Origin of the sequence: Azorhizobium oxalatiphilum (assembly GCF_014635325.1) — a bacterium.
GTDB classification, from domain to species: Bacteria; Pseudomonadota; Alphaproteobacteria; order Rhizobiales; family Xanthobacteraceae; genus Azorhizobium; species Azorhizobium oxalatiphilum.
Genome location: NZ_BMCT01000002.1, coordinates 598,365 through 619,898 on the forward strand (window position 1 = coordinate 598,365; position 21,534 = coordinate 619,898).

Here is a 21,534-nt window from a genome sequence, read left to right on the forward strand (position 1 = left end):
CTCCTCATCACCGATGGATCGAGGACCGCATCGATGCGGCCCTCCCCTCGGCCATTTGTGACCTGAAAACCTGCGAGGGTGGGAATTGCCGTGCTGAAACGCCTGATTGCCGTATTTGCCGCCGCGATCGTCGTGATTGCCGCCGCCGGTGCCTGGTGGGCGACCCGTGTCCCTGCCTCGCCGTTCGACCGGGCGAGCCAGGCCTCCCCCGGCGCGACGGAAGCGCCCGAAGCAACTGTGGCACGCGGTGCTTACGTGGCCCGCCAGGCGGATTGCGTCGCCTGTCATACGACGGAGGGCGGGGCATCATTTGCGGGCGGGCTGGCGATGGGGACGCCGATCGGCGCGATCTACACCACCAACATCACCCCGGACCGGGAAACCGGCATCGGCTCTTACAGCCTCGCCGAGTTCGACAACGCGGTGCGGCGGGGCGTCGCCCGTGACGGGCATCGGCTGTATCCCGCCATGCCCTATCCGTCCTACGCCAAGATGACCGACGAAGACGTCCAGGCGCTCTACGGCTACTTCATGAAGCGTGTCACTCCTGTCCGCCAGGAAAACCGAGCTTCGGATATCCCATGGCCGCTCAACATGCGCTGGCCGCTCGCCTTCTGGAACATTCCCTTCTACGACGGCCACCCCTACGTCGCCGACACGTCCCGCAGCGCCCAATGGAACCGTGGCGCCTATCTCGTCCAGGGTGCAGGGCATTGCGGCAGTTGCCACACCCCGCGCGGCTTGGCCATGCAGGAGCGCGCGCTTGATCAGGGCAGCGCTGCCTACCTGTCCGGAGCCCTACTCGACGGTTGGTACGCGCCCAGTCTACGGAACGACCCCAACACGGGCCTCGGCCGCTGGAGCGAAAGCGAGATCGTCAGCTATCTGCGCACCGGCCGGAACGTCCACGGTGTCGTGTTCGGCTCCATGCTCGAAGCCTTCAACAACTCCACGCAGCACCTGTCGGAGGAAGATCTGGGGGCCATGGCGCACTACCTGAAGTCCCTTCCCGGTGACCCGGAGCGCGACGGAAAGCCATGGAGCTACCAAGCGGCACCGGCGCGGACCGGAAGCCCATCGAACGGCGAGAAGATCTACGCGGCCCGCTGCGCCTACTGCCATGGTGTCGATGGGCGCGGCCGTGGGCAGTGGATTTCTCCCCTCGCGGGCGCCAGCTCGGTTCTGTCGAAGGAGAATGCCTCGACCATCAACATCACGTTGAATGGCTCCGGTCGCGTGGTTCAGGCTGGCACGCCGGACAGCTACCGGATGCCGCCCCTGCGCCAGTTGTTGTCGGACGGGGAGATCGCGGACGTGCTGACCTACGTGCGCGGGGCGTGGGGTAACGGAGCTCCGGCGGTGACGCCCGAGGATGTGGCCAAGTTGCGCCGAACGACGAATCCTTCGAGCGACGAGGTCATCATCCTGCAAATGCGCTGACGCCCCGACCTGCGTTCACCGTTCGCGATAGCGCAATGCTTCGATGAGAACGGTGAGCGCGGGCGAGGAATGGTGGCGGCTGGGATAATACAGGTGATACCCCGGAAAGGGTGGGCACCAGTCCTCAAGGACACGGACAAGGCGCCCCTTCTTCACGTGAGGAAGAACCTGGTCCTCAGGCATGTAGGCAATGCCCAGGCCGTCTAGAGCCGAGTTGAGGCGCATTGCCAGGCTGTTGAACACCAGTTGGCCCTCACCGCGCACCTTCACCTCGCGCCCGTCCTGCTCGAGCCCCCAGGGGAAAATGCCGCCATAGGTGGGAAGACGGATGTTGATGCAATTGTGGCCCGTCAAGTCCTGCGGCGTCTTCGGGACCGGATGATCCTTGAAGTAGGACGGTGCTGCCACCACCGCCATGCGCATGTCAGGTCCGATACGCACGGCGATCATGTCCTTGGCCACCTGCTCTCCCATCCGGACTCCAGCATCATAGCCTTCCGAGACGATGTCCCGCAGGCCGTGGTCGATGATGATCTCGATGCCGACGTCGGGATATCGGAACAGAATGCGCTTGAGCGCCGGCTGGAGGATCGAAACCGCAGGATGCTCGCCGGCGGTAATGCGGATCCGACCGGCTGGCGTCTCGCGCAACTCGCCGAGCGCCTTCAGTTCCGCCTCGATCTCGTCGAACCGCGGCGAGACCGTGCGCAGGAGGCGTTCACCCGCTTGCGTCGGTGACACGCTACGTGTGGTCCGGATCAGGAGACGGAGCTTGAGGCGCTCCTCAAGGGCGCGAATGGTCTGACTCAGCGCGGACTGCGACATGCCAAGCTTCGCAGCGGCGCGTGTGAAGCTTCGTTCCTTCGCGACCATCGCGAACGCGGCGAGGTCGTTGAAATTCTCGTGGGGCATTGATTAGGCGTCCTAATAAGCACATGCCGGATATAGCGCCTAATCACTGAACGATGCGAGTGCTAGCATAGCAAAGTCGCATAATAATTAGTGTGCAATTGTATCCAATCTGACACAATCAGACAGTCATCACGCACGGTTGCGCAATCCGAGAGATCTCTGCACAGACGGATCGAAGCTTCGAGGCCGCAATCTTCTCAACGAGAACTTCCGGAACGTATGGCGGATTTGACGCATCCACACCCAAACCGCCGATATGGATCACTTACGATCCGCGTATACCGGAAGACCGCCCACCAAAATTAGTATCCCTCTTCGAAGAAAGTGCAATGATGTCGGGAGCAGCCCGCCGCGGCCCCAACAAGCCGGCCATCCTTGCGATCATCCTCGTCAGCTACGTGATGATCGTCCTCGACATCTCGGTCGTGCTCACCGGTCTGCCGAAGATCCGGCAGGACCTCGGCTTCTCCGATGCCAGCCTCGCCTGGGTCCAGACCGCCTATACCCTGACGTTCGGCGGCTTGCTCCTGCTGGGAGCCCGTGCCGGCGACATGCTCGGCCGGCGGCTGATGCTGATGGTGGGTCTGGCCATCTTTACCGTGGCCTCGGTCGCCATCGGGGCCTCGCAATCGGCCATCTGGATGCTTGGATGGCGGGCCGTTCAGGGCCTCGGTTCGGCAATCCTTGCCCCGTCTACCCTCGCCCTGCTGCAGATCACCTTTCCGGAGGGACCCGAACGCACGCGCGCGGTCTCCTACTACAGCGCCGCCGCTGGTGCTTCGGCGACGTTCGGCCTGGTGTTGGGTGGCGTGCTCGCCGACTGGTTGTCATGGCGGGTCGGCTTCCTGATCAACCTGCCGATCGGCGTCGGACTCATTCTCGCGGCACGCGCCTTCGTGACGGAGGGGGCGCGGCGGCCCGGCCACTTCGACCTCCCCGGTGCGCTCACCTCCACCATCGGCATGACCGCGCTGGCCTACGGCTTCCTCCATGCCGCCCGCTCGGGCTGGTCCGATCCCGGCAGTGTCATCGCAATCCTGGCTGCGGTGCTCTGCCTCGTGGCGTTCGTCTTCATAGAGCGGCGCCAGAGCCAGCCCATCCTTCCCCTTCGGCTGTTCGCGAGCCCCGGGCGATCGGGCGCCTACATCGCGCGGACCCTGTATCTGGGCGGCATGGTCGGCTTCTTTTTCTTCACCACGATCTATCTTCAGGACGTGGCCGCCTACGGACCGGCGCTGACCGGTCTCGCCTTCCTGCCTGCGACCCTACTTCATGTTCCGTTCTCGGTTGCCGTGCCGCGGCTGACGCGGTGGTTCTCCCTCAACCAGCTACTAGTCGCCGGGATGCTGATCGGCATCGTCGGCATGGCCTGGCTGAGCCGAGTCTCGCCTCAATCCGGATACCTGCTCGGGGTGGCCGCACCCATGCTGCTGATCGGAATCAGCCAGGGGCTCACCCTCAGTCCCCTCACGTCCGCCGGTGTCGCGGGCGTGTCCCCGGAGGATGCCGGTGCCGCATCCGGTGCGGTCAACGTTGCCCACCAGCTTGGCACGTCCGTCGGGCTCAGCCTTCTGGTGGCAATTTCCTCTTTGGGCGCCACGGGTCTCGCCGGCCCCGCCCTGACTGCCCATCGCGTGGTGCTCGCGTTCGATGCCGCATCCGTCATGCTGGTCGTCGCTTTTCTGGTCGCCATCGTGACGATCGTGCTCCCGCATCGGCGTCATGCCTGCACGGTGTGCACTGTTCGAACGGCATCCGAGGACACCTCCCCGGCCCGTCGCTGATACCTGATCGGCGCAGTTCCCCCAGAAAGGACGCCCTATGGATACCTGGCTGATTACCGGCTGCTCGACGGGCCTCGGGCGCAGTCTGGCGCAAGCCGTGCTCAAGGCTGGCCACAACGCCGTCGTGACCGCGCGATCGGTCGAAGCAATCGCTGACATCGTCGGCGATTATCCCGACACGGCGGCTGCGGTCGCGCTGGATGTGCGGGACAAATCCCAGGCCCTCGACGCCGTGGCACTCGCACAGGCTCGTTTCGGAGGTGTCGACGTTCTCGTCAACAACGCCGGATATGGCTATCGCGCGGCAGTCGAGGAAGGGGACGAAGCCCAGGTCGCGGCGTTGTTCGACACGAACTTTTTCGGCACCGTCACCATGATCAAGGCGGTGCTTCCCGGCATGCGCGCGCGCAAGCGCGGCAGCATCCTCAACGTCTCCTCCATCGCCGGGCGGCTGGCGGCTCCCGGCTCGGGCTATTATTCGGCCACAAAGTTCGCCGTCGAGGGCATGTCGGATGCCCTGCGCAAGGAAGTCGGCCCGCTGGGTGTGCGGGTGATGGTCGTGGAGCCGGGTGCCTTCCGCACCGATTTCGCCTGCCGTTCGCTGCACCAGTCCAGCAGCAGGATCGACGATTACGGCGCCACCGCGGGGCCGCGGCGCAAGGAGAATGACAAGACCCACGGCACCCAGCCCGGTGATCCGGAGCGGGCGGCGCAGGCACTGCTCCGCGTCGTCGGTGGCACGAAGCTGCCCTTCCGCCTGCTGCTGGGCAGCGACGCGGTCAAGATAGTCGGGAGCGAGGCGGACACCCAGCGCCAGGAGATTATCGACTGGACCGAAGTCAGCGTCAGCACCGACTTCCCCTCCTGATCCACGGCGGCGGATTTCTTCGTCCACGCCGTGCCTCCTGCCGGCCGGAGCCGCCCCACCATCCGGGGAGGCTCCGGGCCGGCCTCTTCCTCAGCCGGCCGAGGCGGACTTCTCGCCCCAACGCAGGTCCTGCTTGCGGAACGGCGTGGTCCGCAGCCGCTTGCCGGTGACCGCGAAGATGGCATTGGCCACCGAGGGACCAACCGGACCGACCGGAGGCTCACCGATCTCGTAATAACGCTCGTTGTCCGACAGACCGCCAAAATGGATGTGGAGCTGCGGAATGTCACCGATGCGCAGCATCGGATATTCGTGGAAATTGCCTTCCACGATGCGGCCGTGCTCCACGTTGAGTTCCTCATTGAGGGACATGTTGAGGCCGAAGATGGCACCGCCCTCCAGCTCCGCGCGCACCGCATCGCGGTTGAGGATGCGGCCGGAATCGAAGGCGATGTCGAGGCGGTGGATGGTGAGCTTCCCGTCCTGCGTCACCTCCGCATGGGCGACCGCGCCGCAGGTGGTGCCGGCGAAGGGCTTGCCGCGCATGCCCCAGTTGCCGATGGCGACCCCACGGGCCTGCCCCTTCGGCAGCGGCTGGCCCCAGCCGGACTTGTCCCGCAGTTCCTCCAGCACTTTCACCCAGGCCTTGTCCTGCCATTTGGCGTAGAGGCGGATGCGATACTCCATCGGATCGACGCCAGCCGCATTGGCCAGTTCGTCCACGAAGCTCTCCATGATGAAGGCGCCCGAATTGTAGCCCGGCCCGCGATAAGGACCGTTCAGCACATGCAGATCGGGCAGGATGTGCGTCTCGACGTGGGCGTTCGGCACGATCTGCGGGAACACCGTGTCGGACACGCCACGGAAGTTCATGCCCGGTCCACCGGACCCATGCGCCTCGAACGCCGTCGGCAGGCCATCCTCGCCGAGGCGCGCCTTCAGCCGGCCCGCCACCATGGCGCGATAGCGCCCCTGCCGGGTGGATTCCTCGCGCGACCAGATGGTGTGCACCGGAACGCCCGGATATTGCTGGGCGACGGCCACCACCATGCGCGCGTCGTCGCCATAGGCCCGGCGCCCGAACCCGCCGCCGACGAAGGTCTGGTGAACGGTGACATTCTCCGGCGCGAACCCGGTCTGCTGGACCGCCAGCGTGAACGCCATCTGGGTGTGCTGGGATGGATGCCACAGCTCGACGGTCTTGTCCGTCACCAGCGCCGTGCCGTTGAGCGGCTCCATCGGCATGTGTTCGCAATAGGGCGTCAGATAGCTCGCATCAATGATCTTGCCCCCCTTTGCGAAATCCGCCCGGGCATCACCGGCCTGGAAGTCCACCTTCCCGCCGGGCTTGTCGAGCACAGCCATGGCGGCGTCGGCCATGGCCTGGGTGTTTTCCCACTTACCGCCCGGCCCGTCCTCCCACTCGATCGGCAAGGCGTCGAGCGCAGTGCGCGCCTGCCAGTAATGATCGGCGATGACGGCAACGGCCGCCTGGATGCGCGTGGTCTCCATGGGAAAGGGAGACGGCAGGATGTTCTTCTCATTCGCAGGGGTTGGCTTGATTTCCACCACTGTGCGCACGCCGGGCATGTGGCGGATGGATTCGAAATCATAGCTCTTCAGCCGCCCGCCCATGACCGGGCTCTGCCGCAGCGCGGCGTAGACCTTACCGGGAATCTTTACATCGATGCCGTAGACCGCCGCTCCGCTGACCACGAGCGGATTCTGCACCTTGGCGGGGCTGTCCTTGCCGAGATGTGTCCATTCCTCGCGTCGCTTCGGCTTCGGGTCCTCAGGCAGTGCCACGGATGCCGCGTGGGCCAGGAGGGCGCCGAATGGGGTCGAGCGCCCGGAAGCGGCATGATGGATAAGCCCATCTCGCGCCTCGACCTCGCCGACCGGGACATTCCATTGCGCCGCCGCCGCGTGCCGCAGCCGCTCACGTGCGTTGGCAGCGGCGGTCATATAAGTGATCCGACGTTCATCACTGGTCGAGCGACCGCCGAAGTAACCGATGCTGCCGTTGACCTTCGAGTAGACGCCGCCCAAGGCGTAATCGCTCGAGGTCGAGGCGTACTGCGCCCGAAGGTCATCCCAACGGGCGCCGAGTTCCTCGTAAACGAAACTGAGTGCCTGGGTGACGACGCCGTTGCCGATGTCCGGCGTGGTCACCATCACGGTTACCTGCCCGTTAGGGGCGATCGACAGCCATGGCGTGAATTCATGCGCGCCGGTCGGGGTATCCTTCGTCCAGGGCTCGGCATCAACGACGGCAGCCAGGATCGGCCTCGTACCGATCACAAGGGCGCCAGAAGCGGCCAAAAGGGAGAGTACGAAGCCGCGGCGGGAAAGGGTCGGGACGTCGGTCATCACGCTCTCCTCAACCGCGCATCATTTCGGCGGCCTTGTGGATGGCCGCGCGGACACGCGGATAGGTCCCGCAACGACAGATGTTGTCGACGTGCAGGTTGATGTCGTCATCGGTGGGGTTGGGATTGGCTTCCAGCAAGGCCGCGGCAGCCATGAGCATTCCCGCCTGACAGTAGCCGCACTGAGGCACGTTCGCCTCGACCCAAACGCGTTGCAGGGGATGCTGGGCGTTCGGGGCGAGCCCCTCGATCGTGGTGATTTCCACTCCAACGGCCGCCTCGAGCGGAAACTGGCAGGACCGCGCCGCGACGCCGTCCACGTGGACGGTACAGGCGCCGCACTGCGCCACGCCGCAACCGAACTTCGTGCCGGTCATGCCTAGATGATCGCGCAGGACCCAGAGGAGCGGGGTATCGGGCGCCGCATCCACATCGACGGCCGCCCCATTGATCTTGAGTGAATAGGACATCTCTATCTCGCGCTCCAAGACTTAGAGGCCGACGGAACGGCATCCGATAATATCAGCTTGCCCGGCGAGTCGATGTGTCAATAAATTGCGAAACATTATCGCTATGCGGAGAACTCACGCACTTTGAGATCGATCCATCCGAATTCAACTTCCCGCCGATCGACAGCCGATATTCGGCGGCCTGACAACACGCCGCCGGACAAGCCGCATTCATGCTAACGCGATACAGAGAAAGTATTTATAATCCAAATCGGATAGCTCTCATTACAACCGCTAATGAATGCCTTAGGGGTACCGGCGGCTGCGCCTCGTGCGATCGAGATCGCTCAAAACCTCACCCGGCTCCCGGTCCAGCGGCATGTTCTTCGCATCGTGCGCACCATCGAGGCCGGCTTCGGCATCGATATCAAGATTCCGGAACATGTCGTCGAGCTTAACCTGTGCCTCGCCGGCCACCGCGACCAATTCGAGCGTCTTGCCGTGTGCTGCCGACGACGTGAGCGCCGCCACAAGGACCTTGGCGACCTGTGCGCGCGCGATGACACCATCCCGGGGAGAGCCGGACTGGCGGGTATCTCCTTGCAGGAACGCCAGGTGGCGCTGGTCAGGGGTGTTATAGTCAAACCAGCCTGGGCGCACGATCGTGTAGGGTCCACCGCTGGCTCGCACCAGGCGTTCGGCGCGACGTTTCCAGTCATGAGCGCCTTTCCGATCGGTTACACCGATGGCGGTCATCAGGGCGACGGTTACTGGTCGTCCCCGCAACGCCTCCAACACGTTGCGTACGCCGCCATAGTCCACCGCCTCGGCCGCGGCATTGCTTCCATAGGTTCCGTGCACGAACACCACGCCGGTGATGTCCGCCACGGCGTCCGACAATGTTTCGGGGCGCGTGAGATCACCCACGCAAATGTCCGCCTCGCCGGGCAGCCGCGCGCCCGCGCCGTTGCGGACCAATGCACGAACCCGATGTCCCGCGCGCAGCGCCTCTTCCACCACATGGCGGCCGATGCTGCCGGTCGCACCGACGACGAGCACTTCAAGCCGGTTGTCCATCGTCATTCCTTTCCGTCATGAAAGCGGCCCCAGAATGCGATGGCCTCGCCGAGCCAGCCCGCCGCGCTTGTGCCCACGCCGGTGCCGAAACCGTGTGCGACCCCCGGGTATCGATGATATTCGACCACGCCACCGGCCCGACGCAGGGCGGCCACCCGGCGCTCCATCGTCGCCGGCGGAGCAATCCCGTCCATGTCCCCGACGACGACGAAGGTCGGAGGCTCGTGGCCGGAGACATCGGAATGGGCCGTATAGGCCATGATCACTGCGGACGGCTTTGGGCCCGGCCCGCCGCCGAAGGCATCCAGACCATGGGAGCCGATCGAGGCCGCCATCCTCGCCCCTGCCGAACTCCCCCAGAGCGAATATCCGTCGGGGTTCACCTTGAGGCTTGCTGCATTGCGCCGGATGAAGGAGACCGCCGCTGCCAGATCCTCGGTGGCCGGCCGGCCACCCTGTCCGACCCGGTAACGCAACACGAAAGCGTTGTAGCCCTCGTCGGTGATGGCGGTGGCATAGGGAAAGCCCTCATGCAGCGATCCCACGTAGGCAAAGCCGCCACCCGGCGCAACGACGGCGAACGGTGCTCCCGGACGCCCCCGGAACACGAACAGACCGGTCCCGGCCTTCGCCGGATCCGAGCGCCGGTCCGCCTCACTGTAGAAGGGCAAGAACAACGTCTCGCCCGCACAGGCGGCGTCAATCATGCGGTTGAGCGCCGCTACGACCACGTCCGGTTCCACGTGGCTGTGGTAGGGCATCAGTGCACCCACGTCGTGCAACGGCATGTCAATGCGATACGCAACATCGTCACGCGGCAGCAGCAAGGGCGCGAAGCCCGCGAAGGCGGGATGATCGAGCAGATCGCCGATCGTGCTGTCCGCGGACAGGTGCCCGCGCGTGCAGGCTGGTCCGGATGGTGTCATGGCGGCCTTTCGGATGGGCGCGATGCGCTCGCCCGCATACACCGCAACGGGCGAAACCATCAGGAGCGTAGCCAGAGCCAACACCGACAGCCGCTGAAACGTCATGGCAACCCTCGATGAGCGGAACCGGTAGCCGCACGGCCCACCTGAACAGGTCGGCCGTGCGGGTGAGCTCAGAGGCCGGTCATCTTGAGCACGGGCTCGGGCAACCTCTCACCCTGAACCGTGATTCCGGAGACCCCCGCATCGATTTCGGCGAGATCGTCGGCGCTCAACTCCAGTTCGACCGCGCCAAGATTTTCCTCCAGCCGGTGCAGCTTCGTGGTGCCCGGAATCGGCACGATCCAGGGCTTCTGCGCCAGCAGCCACGCCAGCGCGACCTGTGCGGGTGTCGCCGCCTTGCGGCCCGCCACCGCCTTGACCACCTCGACCAGTGCGAGATTGGCCTTTCGCGCCTCGGGCGAGAAACGCGGCACGAAATTACGGAAGTCGTTGGCGTCGAACGTGGTGGTCTCGTCGATCTTGCCGGTCAGGAAACCGGCTCCGAGCGGGCTGAACGGCACGAAGCCAATTCCCAGTTCCTCAAGCGCCGGAAGCAATTCGGCCTCGGGGCCGCGCCAGAACAGCGAGTACTCGCTCTGAACCGCCGTGACCGGCTGTACGGCATGGGCGCGACGGATGGTGCCGACAGAGGCCTCCGACATGCCGAAATGCCTCACCTTGCCCGCGGCGATGAGTTCCTTCACCGCGCCGGCCACGTCCTCGATCGGCACAGCCGGATCCACACGGTGCTGGTAGAGCAGATCGATGTGGTCGGTCCTGAGGCGCTTCAACGCCGCATCCGTGACCGCCAGGATATGGTCGGGACGGCTGTTGGTGCCTCCGTTACGCTCGCCGGTCTCCAGATTGATGTCGAAGCCGAATTTGGTGGCGATCACCACCTTGTCGCGGATCGGCGCCAGCGCCTCGCCGACCAGGTCCTCATTCGCGAATGGGCCGTACGCCTCCGCGGTATCGAACATCGTCACGCCGCGTTCATGGGCGTCGCGGACGAGCTTGATCATCTCGTTCTTGTCGCCCGCCGGTCCGTAGACCGCGGTCATACCCATGCAACCAAGCCCGAGGGCCGACACCTCGAGGCCTTCGCCCAGGATACGTGTCTTCATCTTCATTCTCCACTCTTCAGCACATCTGGCGGTGGGTGGGGATCAAGGCTCCACCTGCTTCACCGGCCTGACGAGAATTTCCTGGACTAGAACCCGGGGATGCTGCGCGAACGCATAGACCAGCGACTGCGCGACATCGTCCGGGGTCAGGGCATCGAGGCTCTGGCGACGATCGCGCAGAGCCTCCTTGGGCACGTTGTGACCGAACTCCGTCCACACGGCGCCGGGTTCGATCACGGTGACCCGAATGCCGTCGGCGCCAAGTTCTTTGCGCAACGCCTCGTGGAAGCCCACCACTGCGAACTTGGTGGCGCAATAGACCGCCCAGCCCGGGACACCATAGCGCCCGCCGGTGCTCGATACGGACGCGATCATCGAACCCGGTCGCCCCCGCAGCAGCGGAACGGCGGCCTGGGTGCAGGCAAGCAAGCCGAGCAGGTTGGTCTCGACCATGCCCCGCCAGTCAGCCGGCTTGCTGTCCATGAAGGTGTCGAAGACCCCGAAGCCCGCATTGTTGAACAAGAGGTCAAGGCCGCCGAACTGCTCCTTCACGAGCGCGAAGACCTCGGAGACTTGCGCTGCATCGGTGACGTCGGCAACGACGGGCGTGGCAAGTGCACCAAACTCCTTGGCCAACTCAGCGATCCGCTCGTTCCGGCGCGCGACGAGAACGACGTGCACGCCCTCCTTTACCAGGAGCCGGGCCGTGGCTTCTCCGATCCCGCTCGAGGCACCGGTGACGACGGCGACCTTCCCGCCGAGTTTCTGCATTTCCATGACGTGTGCATCCCACTGACTTTGTGTTGTCTTGCGCTCCGGCAATCTGCTTCGGCGTCCGACCCGGGACTGGAGGTTTACGGAACACCGCTCCACGGGACTGATGTCGGCGCGTGAATGCCGGATGGCGCCCGCGCATTCGGTCGGGGGGCCGTTGCAATGACTGAGCCCCACGCAGCCGAGACCGAAGGCGGACACCGCGAGGAGACTCCCGACCGTGCTTGCCTCCGGTCGTGCATGTCACCCGCATCCTCGACGGACGAGGTCAATCCAGCTTCTTTTCGGCAAGAAAGCCGGCCACCTGATCGGCGATTTGGACATTGTTCAGGTCGGAGAACATGAAGTGCGTATTGCCACGAATGCCGATCTCGGGCAGGTGCACAAGACGTGCATCCCCGCCGTGGGCATTGATCGCTTTTACGAACAACCGCGCCATTGCCAGCCGGACGCGCCAGTTGTCCTCGCCGCGCCGCGTCGTCGGCTCGGTCGGGATATTGTCTCCGTAATAGATGACGATCGGAATGCGGGTGAGCCTCTGGAAGTCGGCCAGCGGGACTGTCTCGGCGGGCAGCGGCCCCGCCGCGCTGGGCATGGTGGCGGGGGCCTCGCCTTCAGGGAAGACGAAGCCGCTTCCCGGCTCGAACGCGACCACGGCCTTCACGTTCGGGTTCCGGATCGCGGTCAGCCAGCCCGGCCCGCCGCCCTGCGAATGGGTGAAGAGGATCCCCTGGCCGATCCGGGAGAACAGATCCGACATGGAGGAAGCGATCACCTGCGCATCGTAGGGCCCGGTGTTCGGCGTCACGGAACGGAAAAACTGGTTCAGGGCCTCGGGCCGGCGATCGAACTGCACGTCATCGAAATATTTCGGCCAGATACCGAGGCGAAACTGGTCGAAGAACAATTGGTCGTAGGGGACCGGCTCGATCTTCATTTCAACCGTGCTGTTGCCAGCCCGGCCCCGACGGGGCTGGTCGACCACATAGACCGGGAAGTGTCGGCGCAGGAATAGCGTCTGGAACCCCTCGCGGCCGTCCGGAGTGGTCTCCCAACTCCGGCCCGACTGGAAGGCTCCGTGCAGCATCACGATCGGCAGTGCCTTCGGCTGCGTCGGCACCTGGTAAAAGGCATAGAGATGGTCGCCGTGCAGTGTCTGCCCTGCCGCCGTCGGCTGATCGTTGGCGTAGGTCCCGGGCGTCGCGATAACACTCCCGCCCACGGCAAAGCTGCCCTGGGCTTCGATCACGAGAGGCTCCGACTTGGCGACCTCTCCTGCCGCCGCCGTTAGGGACACGGCAGAGGGAACGGACACCAGAAGGGACACTGCAAGGGCGCGCAAGATCGACAAGGTAGGGGCTCCCGTGTGGCCGATTTATATTGGGCCAAAGGTACCGCCAACCTTGCCTCGTCAGTAGCCACCTTAATCGGATAGGACCAAGTAGCTGAGCTAATCAATTAGTTGCGCACGACACGGCCGCTGGCCATCCGCAGCTTCGCTCTCGGCCGGCTGCTGCCCGCCCTACGCCGACCCAACTCGGGCATTGCCCATCATGCAATGGCATGGTCGAATATTGACCCAAACGGAAGGCCGTTAGGTCAACTCGAGGGGAATTTCAGGATCGCCTACTCTAATGGAGGGAGATGACGGTCATGATAAATGCAGTAGTTCCACGGATTGGAAGTAGTCTTCACCTCCATGCCGATTTCATGGTTGGAAGCCGGATCCGCTTTGTTGAGCAGCCCGAAACAGGGCATCGATGATGACCCTCAGCTTGGGCTGGAGATAGCGGGACGTCGGCCAAACCGCGTGTATTGGCATCTCAGCGCCCGCGAACTCTTCCAGGACGGGTATGAGTGCGCCGACGGCAAGGTGATCGGCGATCAGCCAGGTCGGTAGCTGGCAAAGTCCGCCCCCTGCGAGTACAGCCTGCACCATTGCCTCGCCATCGCTGAATTCGTGGCGCACCTTGATCTCCTGCGGCACGAGACCGCCCGCCGCATCTTTAAGCAGCCAAACTGGCCTCGGCACACGGCGCCATCCGATGATGCAGTCGTGATGGACCAGATCCTCGGCCGACGACGGCGCACCGCAGCGCGCGAGATAGTCGGGAGAGGCGCAGATCAGCAGCTTTTGCGTGCCGAGCCGCTTTGCCACGAGATCAGTGTCATTGCCCAACATGCCGATCCGGACTGCCAGATCGATATTCTCATCGATGATGTTCGACGTCCGTTCAGTGAATATCACTGCGAGATCGAGATGCCGGTGCTGGTTGGCCAGTTGCATGAGCACCGGCATCACATGTCGCCTGCCGAACGCACCGGGCAGGCTCAACCGCACGGTGCCAACCGGATTTTCCCGCCCTGTCGTGATCCCCGTCTCGACGGTTTCGAGCTGTTCGAGAATGCGCAGGCACGCCTCATGATATTCCTGCCCCTCGTTGGTGAGGGTTAGTCGGCGCGTCGTGCGGTGGATCAACTTGATGCCAAGCCGGGCTTCCAGCCGCGATACGCTTTTTCCGATCGCCGATCCGGTCACGCCAAGCTGCGCAGCCGCTGCGGTGAAGCTGCCGAACCGCACCGAAGCCACGAATTCCGTGAGACCGACAAATCGCTCCTGCTCCATCATTATGGAACTGTGGGACGGAATGATTGGCTGCGCAAGCCTATTATCGCGCCCCCGGAATAGGGATAGAGCAACAACATCACGGCGCCCAGTCGCCATCCTTCTCTCCAAGGACTGTCCCTTGAGCACTTTGTTTGAACCGACTGACCTGGCAGGACTGCCTCTCTCCAATCGCGTGGTCATGGCTCCGATGACCCGTGCTCGTGCGGAAAGCACCGTCCCCGACGATCTGACAGTGCTTTATTACAGCCAGCGCGCGGGCGCCGGTCTGATCATCAGCGAAGGCGCGCCGGTCTCGATCGAGGGACGGGGCTATCTGTTCAATCCCGGTCTCTACACCGCTGAGCAGGCGGCTGGGTGGCGGCGCGTCACCGATGCCGTTCACGCCAAAGGCGGCAAGATTTTCGCGCAATTGTGGCACGTCGGTCGCGTGTCGCACACGACGTTGCAGCCCGGCGGCGGTGCGCCTGTTTCGCCGACTGCGACGCGTGGCCCCAAGTCGATGGCGTTCGCCTATGACTCGGAGGGCAAGGCAGGCCTGGTTGCGACCAGCGAGCCGCGCGCACTTGAAACCGAAGAAGTCACCAGGATCACGCAGGATTTCGTCCGCGCCGCGCGCATGGCGATCGATGCCGGTTTCGATGGCGTCGAATTGCACGGCGCTAACGGCTATCTGTTCGAGCAGTTCGTCAACGGCGCGCTCAACCAGCGCGAGGATCGCTACGGCGGATCGATCGAAAACAGGCTGCGCTTCGTGCTGGAGACGCTCGATGCGATCATCGCCGAGATCGGCGGCGATCGGGTCGGCGTGCGAATCTCGCCATTCGGGCGCCTGTTCGACATGGAGCCCTATGTCGACGAGGCGCAAACATGGGTGGCATTGGCCGCCGCTTTCGAAGCGCGCTCGCTCGCCTATGTCCATCTCAGCGACCAACTGACGATCGGCGCGGAAAAGATGCCCGAGGATTTCGCCGCATCGTTCCGCAAGACCTATCGTGGCACGCTCATCGCCGCCGGGGGCTTCACCCGCGAGACGGCGCAGGAAGCGCTGCGGACAGGGGATCTCGACCTGATCGCCTTTGGCCGCCCGTTCATCGCCAATCCCGATCTGGTCGAGCGGATGCAGCAGGATCACCCGATTACCGTGCCGGACCGCGCGACCTTCTATGGAACGTCCGGCGCGCGGGGCTACACCGATTACCCGACCTGGGCCGAAGAGAGCGCCGCGATGAAGAGCGAGCAGGAGGCATGAGCGGCATCGAGCAACGGCTCGCCGCCCTGCTGAATATCGAGGACATCCGCGAGTTGCGCATCGCCTATTCGCACTGCCTCGACAGCGGCGATTTCGACGGGCTCGACCGGGTGTTCACGGCCGACGCCGTCGTTGGCGTCACGGTCGGCGAGATGAAAGGTTTGCCCGCGATCAAGGCAGGGCTGATCGGTGCCTACCAACTCTACGACCGCGATGGTCGGGGCCATTACCCATTCCTCCACGCCATCGCTAATCATCAAATCACGCTGACCGGGCCGGACACTGCGACGGGCAAATGCTATCTGATCGATTTCGAGACGGCATCGAAGCCCGATCCGAACCCGCTGCTGCTGCTGGGGCTCTACGCGGATCGATATCGCCGCGTCGACGGCGCATGGCGGATCGTCGAAACGCACCTTGATGTCGTCTGGCCGACTCCGGCCTAATTGAGCCGGGCTGGCGTCCGGTTCCAGGAATAGCTGCCACTTGAGGCAGCCTCGTCGAACGTCAGTTTTGTTCCAAGCGCCCGTGTCCGGCTCTCTACCGGAAACGGGCGCCCAAGGGTTCAGATTCCAGTGTTTTCGGCGAGGGCAAGCGCGTCTCCCACGTCGGTCCCGAGATAGCGCACCGTATTCTCGATCTTGCTATGGCCGAGGAAGATCTGTGCGGCGCGAGGGCTGCCGGTCCCCCTGTAAATGATCGATGCCTTCGTTCGGCGAAGCGAGTGCGTGCCATACTCACTCCGTATCAGGCCCACCCCGGTTACCCACTCATCAACGAGCCTGGCATACTGGCGGGTGCTCAGATGCCCGTTATGGTCGACCCGGCTGGGAAAGACATAGTCGTCGACAGTACCGCCTCGCTGATCGAGCCAAGCCAGAAGGCTGGCCCGAGCGTCTGGGAGAAGTTCGAACTGAACAGGACGGCTGGTTTTCTGCTGCATCACGATCGCCCGCGCTCGGATCTGCCTGCCGCTGACAAGGCCTCCGATTTTCAATTGCACCAGGTCACCTGCCCCCTATGACCTCCATCACGCAGATCGCTGGTAATATTGCGTCACTGTTCAAGACAGGAACTGACCGGGCTCCAATTCACCAGGATCGAATGTCAGTAGCTGCACCTCGACGCCCACTTCGAGTTTGGATCGCAGCTTCTCAACGGCGCGCTTCAAACCATCCGTCTCAGCATCCATACATGCTATTACAAGCACATCCGGTCTAATGAATTTTGATGCTGTAATCAGTTGGTCGATCTCGTTGGAGTCGAGCTTGGCAGCGCTCTTGGCCTCTACGAGATGGACCCGCCCGTCGACCACCACAATAGCATCCACCTCGATGTCAGCCGTTCGATCATTGGCTGGTCTCTCACGCCACAGGCGCAGCGAAGGCGCATAATAGAATGATCGACTCCAGCCCTTCCAAAGTCGCCACAGTGCCCAGATCGCGGCTTCCGTGCCATGATCACGGTATGCTTCCACCAGGAAAGAGTTGGCGCGAAATTGCCAATCTCCCTTGACGGATGCAGGTTCTTCGCGTGCGCACACCGCGCAGGTCATAGTTCGCGAAAGTGCTTCGATGCCGATCCAGTTGCGATTGAAGCAACGAGGACAACGCCAATCTCGCCCTTGGAACAACACCTCACATTGACACAGTCGTTGAAGTGACCGGGCTAAACGATCATCGTCACGGTAATAGGCGTCAGCATCCGGATCTTCGGTCCCGTCAGACGCCTCCGCCAAGAATGCCTCGACGCTGTCGCCCCATCGGCGTCTCAACTGACCGTAGGAGACGTATCTGCGCTCGCGATCAATCATGCGACCGGCTCGAAGCGCCTCGGTTGCGAGACGCTCAATTGCGTCATCGTCCGAAAAATTGAGCGGCCCTGAAGGCTGAGAGAATTTGCGGCGGAGCCGTTTGATCAGCTGGTTCCGCAAGTCAGTGGCCTTCTCCGCGGGTACTCCGCCAAGCCGCTGCAACTCTTCGCGCCAGAACTCGTTCATTAACACGTTGAAAGCACTCGACAAAGAGTCGAACATGCCAATCACGCCCATCAGATATCTTCCCTTATCGGATACCTCAGCGTGCGCAACCCTTACCCTACCTCGAGGACGGTCACTCCGCGCGCGATCGAACGGAACCCATTCTAACGTTTCGCACAACCCTCTGCGGATTGCCGCCAGATCTTCCGGTAGTGATATCGAGACCTTGGGTGCGCCAGCCTCGTTTGCGAGCGCGAGAGAGCCCGTTCGGATCACCCGGAGCGAGTGGACCGCCTCGACACGACGCGCCGTGGGATCTCGATCAATCCTGACCGCTCGCTCCAATCTTATCCGACGAGGAAAAATCCAGACGTCGCGTTGATTATCGAACCTTCCATGATCAAGAGCGCGATCAACAGTCAGATCGATCATCCATTGCCCATGTCGAAGACCAGCAGGGGGAACCGCTTCCGTCATATGCCAAGGCGCAGCCGCGGGTACTGGGGCACGACTTGAACTGAACTCGGCACTAACCTGCTGGATCGGCTCAGCAAACATTCCTCCTGTATGGAGAGTGACCTTTTCCTGGTCATTGAGAGGCGGAACGACGACTGCGTGCGAAGAAATCGAGAGAGTCTCAATGGTCGAAATACCACTCCTCTTAAGTCGATCCGAAATTACGCCCAGGCATTCTTCATCCATTGAACATGACATGAGGCAAACCCGCACACACCCGTCGTGTCCACGCATTCCCCTCTGTAGAATGAGCGCTGCCACCTTACTGAATAAAAGCTCATTTTCTACATAAGACTTTGGAATCCGGAGTGCTCCGATCTCCCAAAATGATGGCCGACTGAGACGTTGATACACGTTCCAGAAGGCCAGCCGATCGTCAACGGAATCCCCGACAACGACGTGGGTGTATCGTGCCCTGAGATCGACACAGAGCTCCCAACTCGGACTAAACCAATCTGAAATTTGAGCGAGCGTCAGGGGGCCACCAGCTTGCCCCAATGCAGATAGTACGTCGCTTTCACTCGTCAGATAAGTAGCATGCGCGTCCTTACCCTGCATCGGGTCGCTATATGCGTTCGGCCCTATAAGCGTCGTGGACGTGAATAGGTCCGGATGCTTCTTCGCGATCTCGCTGTTTGAATAAGATATGAAAGGGAACCCAAAGTTCTCCCGCAAAAACGGTGTATCGCTGCCGTCCCAATAAGTTTCCAACACCTTAATGTCTCGTGGAGGACCTTCAAATCCCCAACTGCGCGCTCGAAATGCCGGCAACACCGACAGGCTCAGCAAGCTACTTATTGGCAGCTGTATATCGTAGCGCAGCACTTCGCCGGTTTTCGCACTCAATTCACGATGCTTGATAAGGTGCGCCGGCCCACACGTCTCATGCAGATACGCAACAGCCTCGTCACTCAGATCGGCGAAGCTGTAGATGATGTCGGCATCAAAGACATATAGCCATTTTAGATACCGACTATCGATGCCTGTCGCCAGGACCGGAACCACGAGCGTGCGACGGCCGCCCCATCGCCCATATGCCTCCGCAAAAATTGCATCGAGAATACGCTCTGCGTCCCGTTCGAGATCCACGAGGTAGGCCACGCGTAGAGGCCGCGCCAACCCGGAGATCGTGAGGTGCTCGGAGTTTTCCCACATCTACGTTCACTCAGCCCGAAGGGATGGCTGCACCTTGAAAGATAGGACGCAGGGTTCCAGTTCTATCTGGTTTGCATTCCAGAACAACGGCGGAGGACTTGATGCGCAAACACTGGGTCAGAGCCGTGCTGCCACAATCGCCACGGCCTCTCGCAGCCAATCGGTTCCGGCTGCGCAGAGACTCATTCCGGTGCGACGGCACTTTAAGCGTGGCAACGAGGGCGCCGTCGATCTCGCCCACCGCCACTTCCGCGACGGCTACAAGGTCACCGCATTTAGGTGCACTAGGAGCGCTCCGGGATGGACGGCTTACTCCATTCGCGGAACGCTAGCAGCACCTGAAGGCTGTTCAGAGCTGCCAGGAGCGGATTCCGCGCGATCGCTGACGCCGAACGTGAGCGCCTCAGCTGGCGTCCATCCCTTGATCGCTCGCGTTCGCGCAAGACGTGATCGCCGCGCAGCTGCGACCGCCTCATCCCAAACAGGTCCCTTTACCAGATCAAGGTCGTCGGACCACGGATCGTCCGTAAAGGGCCCCCAGCTACTCGAGCGGTGCTTTGGTCTATCCCCGGCCATCGGCGGTCTCCCCGCACCTGACTGCAATCGAAAACGTCAGCGACGTTATCAATGCCCTGGCATCGTGTGCAATCGTCCTCGTCGCACCTGGACTGCGTCGGCTCCGAGGAAATGGCTGGTTGGAACAGTCTACGCTGCTCCAACTCACATGTGCGGAATCAACACCGGTTGAAGAAGCGCACCGATGCCGCGGCCATCGAGGTATCAGCTTGCTTGGATACGAGGACTGACGTTCGCGCATAGTTGCACGCGGCAAACTGACCCAGCGTTTCCGAAGATAGTCGCATGTAGGCGCCGTCGAGGAGAATGCCAATCGAGCAACAATCCTCACGTCGAGAAGCGCACTCGGCCGACACAAGAAGCGTCGACGAGCACCTCGGACATGAACTCCCACCACTGGGCCAACGAAAACAGCCCGCCGCGGAGGTGCGACGGGCTGCTTTCAGAGTTCGAAGGTCAGCTTCTTCAAAGCCGCACAATCATTTGGTTTTCAAATCCCACCCCAAACTTTGGGGGGCCAAAAACCCATTTCGTGGCCAGATTCACATATCCTTTGCGAACATGGACACATGGACAACAACGACAACGCGAGATGATTGGCCCGCCCGTCGTGGCCCCGCAACTCTCGCACTTCACACAGGCCCAACTTCGAACCAACCCGAGTTCAGAGCATGGGCGCGCACAGCCAACTCTTCTAGCGCTGCACGGTGGCTGCGTGAGTTCATACCGTCCGATTTCACGCTGAGCACGACCTATGCGTCAATCGGGCAGCCCAGAAGGGTGAATGAGGACGACTATGGGTGGATCCACAGGGACTTAGGCTCATAACCAGTAGCTGACGGTCGCCGGGATACAGACGGCGGCGATGAAGTTGACGGCAACGCGGTCGTATCGTGTGGCGATCCTCACCGCACGAACGAATTTCATTCTCACCTACCCAATCGTGCCCCGCTGCCGAATGCACTCAAATGACGTCGCCAGAGCCCTATAACTGTGAATCACATCTATTAGGCGTTGAAATGGGAGGCCATATTGAGCACCGCTGATATGCCGGGCGAAGCGCTGCTCGACCTCACGAGCGACATCGTCAGCGCCTATGTTTCGAACAACACGGTTGCAGCTGCCGATCTCCCGGGATTGATCAATACCGTCAGCTCAACGCTTGCTGGGCTTCATCGAGCGGAGCCGCTTCAGTCCACGACTATCGAGCGGACACCTGCCGTACCTGTAAAAAAGTCGGTGAATCCGGATTTCATCATCTGCCTGGAAGACGGAAAGAAGTTCAAGTCGCTGAAGCGCCATCTGGCGACGTCATTCGACATGACGCCCGACGAATATCGGCAGAAATGGAACCTGCCCTACGACTATCCCATGGTCGCGCCGAACTATTCGAAGCAGCGCTCACAGTTGGCCTTGGACCTCGGTCTCGGCAAGAAGGAAGTAGCTGTCGTCGAGAAGCCTGCGCCGAGAACCCGGAAGCGTAAGACCACCTGACACCACTCCGACCCCAGCAGGTTCGTCGTATCGGAGGAAGATACCTGCACCTGAAACTTCCAGGGAGTGCATTCGCAAGGATGCGCTCCCTTAGTTTTTGGGGATTGCCATTGCCTGCATGCTTCTCATGGGGGCAGCGGCTCCACGCCTCCCCCCCTCTCTCGCGAAGCGC

17 protein-coding genes and 1 pseudogene are annotated in these 21,534 nt (G+C 62.4%); 6 read left to right on the top strand and 12 right to left on the bottom strand.

Going from position 1 to position 21,534, the window contains the following annotated elements; genetic code table 11:
- The first annotated feature begins 90 nt into the window (after window positions 1-90).
- Window positions 91-1,440 carry a cytochrome c gene (locus tag IEW24_RS11235; protein ID WP_244644308.1) on the top strand — a complete coding sequence of 450 codons (1,350 nt, stop codon included), beginning with the start codon at window positions 91-93 and terminating at the stop codon, window positions 1,438-1,440.
- 15 nt (window positions 1,441-1,455) lie between these two features.
- Here IEW24_RS11235 and IEW24_RS11240 read toward each other — a convergent pair whose 3' ends face one another.
- Window positions 1,456-2,352 carry a LysR family transcriptional regulator gene (locus tag IEW24_RS11240; protein WP_188578468.1) on the bottom strand — a complete coding sequence of 299 codons (897 nt, stop codon included), beginning with the start codon at window positions 2,350-2,352 and terminating at the stop codon, window positions 1,456-1,458.
- Window positions 2,353-2,681: 329 nt separating this feature from the next.
- Here IEW24_RS11240 and IEW24_RS11245 point away from each other — a divergent pair, with 329 nt between their 5' ends.
- Together IEW24_RS11245 and IEW24_RS11250 are read left to right on the top strand one after the other, a co-directional pair.
- Window positions 2,682-4,136 (top strand): MFS transporter, encoded by a 1,455-nt coding sequence (locus IEW24_RS11245; RefSeq protein WP_244644309.1) that lies wholly within the window; start codon window positions 2,682-2,684, stop codon window positions 4,134-4,136.
- 37 nt (window positions 4,137-4,173) lie between these two features.
- A complete protein-coding gene (locus tag IEW24_RS11250) occupies window positions 4,174-5,004 on the top strand; it encodes an oxidoreductase (RefSeq protein ID WP_188578470.1) in 831 nt (276 codons plus the stop codon).
- A gap of 90 nt (window positions 5,005-5,094) precedes the next feature.
- On the opposite strand, the gene IEW24_RS11255 is transcribed toward IEW24_RS11250, so the two are convergent.
- From IEW24_RS11255 to IEW24_RS11290, 8 genes are all read right to left on the bottom strand, one after another.
- Window positions 5,095-7,374, bottom strand: coding sequence for a xanthine dehydrogenase family protein molybdopterin-binding subunit (locus IEW24_RS11255; protein ID WP_188578472.1), 2,280 nt, complete (start codon window positions 7,372-7,374; stop codon window positions 5,095-5,097).
- A 10-nt stretch (window positions 7,375-7,384) separates the two neighbouring features.
- Window positions 7,385-7,843, bottom strand: coding sequence for a (2Fe-2S)-binding protein (locus tag IEW24_RS11260; protein ID WP_188578474.1), 459 nt, complete (start codon window positions 7,841-7,843; stop codon window positions 7,385-7,387).
- 285 nt (window positions 7,844-8,128) lie between these two features.
- Complete coding sequence (locus IEW24_RS11265; protein WP_188578476.1) at window positions 8,129-8,905, bottom strand: SDR family oxidoreductase; 777 nt, start codon at window positions 8,903-8,905, stop codon at window positions 8,129-8,131.
- Window positions 8,902-9,930 (bottom strand): alpha/beta hydrolase, encoded by a 1,029-nt coding sequence (locus tag IEW24_RS11270; protein ID WP_188578477.1) that lies wholly within the window; start codon window positions 9,928-9,930, stop codon window positions 8,902-8,904. Before IEW24_RS11270 ends, IEW24_RS11265 begins: the two co-directional genes overlap by 4 nt.
- 68 nt (window positions 9,931-9,998) lie before the next feature.
- Window positions 9,999-10,991 carry an aldo/keto reductase gene (locus IEW24_RS11275; protein ID WP_188578479.1) on the bottom strand — a complete coding sequence of 331 codons (993 nt, stop codon included), beginning with the start codon at window positions 10,989-10,991 and terminating at the stop codon, window positions 9,999-10,001.
- 42 nt (window positions 10,992-11,033) lie between these two features.
- The gene (locus IEW24_RS11280) at window positions 11,034-11,768 is read right to left on the bottom strand and encodes an SDR family oxidoreductase (protein WP_188578481.1); all 735 of its coding nucleotides are present in this window, start codon (window positions 11,766-11,768) and stop codon (window positions 11,034-11,036) included.
- Window positions 11,769-12,033: 265 nt separating this feature from the next.
- Window positions 12,034-13,083, bottom strand: coding sequence for an alpha/beta hydrolase (locus IEW24_RS11285; RefSeq protein ID WP_244644335.1), 1,050 nt, complete (start codon window positions 13,081-13,083; stop codon window positions 12,034-12,036).
- A 390-nt stretch (window positions 13,084-13,473) separates the two neighbouring features.
- On the bottom strand, window positions 13,474-14,394 hold the full coding sequence (locus IEW24_RS11290) for a LysR family transcriptional regulator (RefSeq protein ID WP_244644310.1): 921 nt from the start codon (window positions 14,392-14,394) through the stop codon (window positions 13,474-13,476).
- Between the two features lie 118 nt (window positions 14,395-14,512).
- Between IEW24_RS11290 and IEW24_RS11295 the strand changes: the two genes are divergently transcribed.
- Window positions 14,513-15,643: an alkene reductase gene (locus IEW24_RS11295; protein ID WP_188578483.1), complete on the top strand. Its 1,131-nt coding sequence runs from the start codon at window positions 14,513-14,515 to the stop codon at window positions 15,641-15,643.
- Entirely contained in the window at window positions 15,640-16,089 is a 450-nt protein-coding gene (locus tag IEW24_RS11300) for a nuclear transport factor 2 family protein (RefSeq protein ID WP_188578485.1), read from the top strand. The genes IEW24_RS11295 and IEW24_RS11300 overlap by 4 nt, the downstream gene beginning before the upstream one ends.
- Before the next feature lie 119 nt (window positions 16,090-16,208).
- Here the strand turns inward: IEW24_RS11300 and IEW24_RS11305 are convergent, their stop codons facing one another.
- The 3 genes and pseudogenes from IEW24_RS11305 to IEW24_RS29100 form a co-directional block, all read right to left on the bottom strand.
- Window positions 16,209-16,649 carry a tyrosine-type recombinase/integrase gene (locus IEW24_RS11305; protein ID WP_188578852.1) on the bottom strand — a complete coding sequence of 147 codons (441 nt, stop codon included), beginning with the start codon at window positions 16,647-16,649 and terminating at the stop codon, window positions 16,209-16,211.
- A 57-nt stretch (window positions 16,650-16,706) separates the two neighbouring features.
- Window positions 16,707-19,292, bottom strand: a complete 2,586-nt coding sequence (locus IEW24_RS11310) for a hypothetical protein (protein ID WP_188578487.1) — start codon at window positions 19,290-19,292, stop codon at window positions 16,707-16,709.
- A gap of 1,398 nt (window positions 19,293-20,690) precedes the next feature.
- Window positions 20,691-20,774 (bottom strand): annotated as a pseudogene (locus tag IEW24_RS29100) (IS5/IS1182 family transposase); the annotation flags it as partial.
- Between the two features lie 141 nt (window positions 20,775-20,915).
- On the opposite strand from IEW24_RS29100, the gene IEW24_RS11315 reads away from it, so the two are divergent.
- Entirely contained in the window at window positions 20,916-21,362 is a 447-nt protein-coding gene (locus IEW24_RS11315; protein ID WP_188578853.1) for a Ros/MucR family transcriptional regulator, read from the top strand.
- The last annotated feature ends 172 nt before the right edge of the window (window positions 21,363-21,534 follow it).